1 protein-coding gene is annotated in these 1,417 nt (G+C 67.5%); it reads right to left on the bottom strand.

The window, feature by feature from the left end; all coding sequences use genetic code 11:
• Window positions 1–145: 145 nt before the first annotated feature.
• The gene (locus tag BJF79_RS39665; protein WP_262403260.1) at window positions 146–463 is read right to left on the bottom strand and encodes a hypothetical protein; all 318 of its coding nucleotides are present in this window, start codon (window positions 461–463) and stop codon (window positions 146–148) included.
• Window positions 464–1,417: the final 954 nt, after the last annotated feature.

Raw genomic sequence — 1,417 nt, 5'->3', positions numbered from 1 at the left:
CATGTGTCGGGTGACCCATGACGGTCTCCCGGTCCCCGTGCACTAATAAAGAACCGCCGGACGGCCGGATTTTCCCCCGGAGCCCGGGTCATAATCCGGCAAAGATCGCTCACCGGCCCCTGCGGAGACGGTTGAAGTCCGGGTCTCAGGGGCGGTCGTTCGGGCGAGGGTCGCCGCGGTCGAAGGCCCAGATCGGGAAGGCCGCCGCGGCGAACATGGCCAGGCTGAACCAGGCTCCGGGGCCCAGCGCATGATCGATGCCGGGCACGAGCAGAGCGTTGTTTTCTTGCCTGCGGTAGAGCATGTACTCGATCAGCCCCCGGCCCCCGGGACGTTCCTCCAGTGGTACCTGTGCCGGGACCTCGTCGAAGTAGTCGTAGGTGACACGTCCGCCGTGCCGCTGGGCGAACTCGTGGGCCCGAGACACAGCACGCAACCGGTGCACGGCGGTCGAAGGCCCCACGGGATCGATCCTCCCGTAGAAGATGAAGTCGATCATTACTCTCTGCCCTTCTCCGTTCCTCACATCCGCAAGGCGAGCGCAGCGGCCGGCCCGTTGGTGACGGTGGCGCGCGCGGGCTCCGCGCGTAAGCGGGCAGGTAGCTCCACCTCGCTGTTGCACGTCAAGTCCGTACGAGGTGCAGCCGGTGCAAGCGGCGCTGGGGACAGCCTCGTGCGCGCCGAGCACCGGGCGATACCGCTCATGTGCGGTCGGCGCCTTTGCCCGCGCAGTGGTCATCTGCGGTTCAACGGCAGGTGGTGACGGACCAAGTCCTGTAAGCCGGTTCCACGGCTCCAAAACGGCCGCCGTGCAGGCCGTTCGTGTCCTTCGCAGCGGCGTTGTCGATCACCGGGTCGAGGTCAAGGCTCGGTCATTTCTGCAGGGCGGCGGGGGGAAATTGGGGCCTTGAGGCGGTGCTTCATTGGTGCCGGTCGAGACACCCGCGGAGGCGGTGCGGTCCCCGGGGAGGACGGTTCATCCGGTCCCCGCCGCGCTGCGCCCGTCCACACCACATCCGCTTTTTGAAGGAGGACACCCACACCCGGGTTGCACCGCCTCTTCGGGGTCTCGACCGGCAGCCGAAGACCCGACCTTGTTCAGGGAGGCTGCCATGTCCAACCGACCACACCCAAGCACCGGCATCGGTCACGCCGACCAGCCGTCACGTGAACCGCTCACCATCAAAGCCGGGGCTTCGCGCCGGCGAGGACCACGTCCCAGGCCCGGCCGGGTACGGCTGATGTTGGCGTCGGTGGTGTGGAGCGCCGGGTGCGCGTTCACCGCGCTGCTGGTTCCCGGTGTCGCCGATGCCAGCACGAGCCTGGCGGCGGCCGAGTCGCTGGATCAGGTGATCGACAATCTGCGGACCGTGATCGTGGGGTTGCTGGTGGGGTTGGCGACGTTGTTCGCCACGAT

Origin of the sequence: Actinomadura sp. CNU-125 (assembly GCF_001942465.1) — a bacterium.
In the GTDB taxonomy this organism is placed as follows: Bacteria; Actinomycetota; Actinomycetes; order Streptosporangiales; family Streptosporangiaceae; genus Spirillospora.
Note: the sequence above shows the minus strand (reverse complement) of the source record. Positions and strands in the feature narration are given on the sequence as shown.